Annotated in this window: 1 protein-coding gene; it reads right to left on the bottom strand. The window is 48.2% G+C overall.

Annotated elements, in window-relative coordinates; all coding sequences use genetic code 11:
* On the bottom strand, window positions 1-542 hold a 542-nt coding region (locus WMO65_RS26495; protein WP_349064945.1), incomplete at both ends, for a type IV secretory system conjugative DNA transfer family protein.

Raw genomic sequence — 542 nt, forward strand, 5'->3', positions numbered from 1 at the left:
TAGGCATTCTTCTCCTCGTTTACCGTGACCATATCCAGGAACTTGAACACGCTGGTCCAGTTACGTTCGCTTTTCGGGCATTCATACCAGACGTAATCAAAGATGGAGATCAGCAGCATCTTAGGGCCGTCCTCCCAGAACTGGTCTCCTCCCATTTTGTCATTTCCCTTCGTGTTTGCCATGATATTGTCCACCAGGATACTGACATCCTCTTCCTCCCGCAGGTAGGCAAAGGGGTTATAGTGCAGGCTCTTTTCAAAGTCGATCAGATCAATAACACGGACTGTATAGTTTCTGTATTCCATATAGCTGCCGATGGTATTCAAAGTGTCACCCTTTGCGTCCGTGATGACATAGGCACCATGACAGTTTGTCACATTCGGATAGATATTCTGGAAGCCCTTGCCCCGGCCGGAGCCGCCGATGATCACCTGGTTATTGTTCATTTTTGATCTTTTCGGGTTATAGCTCATCCGCAGATTCTCTGACAGGATATGGTTCTCCTGCTCCTCTGGCTCTGCAAGGCGTTTATTGATCGCCTT

Source organism: Blautia caccae, from assembly GCF_040095955.1.
Taxonomy (GTDB): Bacteria; Bacillota; Clostridia; order Lachnospirales; family Lachnospiraceae; genus Blautia; species Blautia celeris.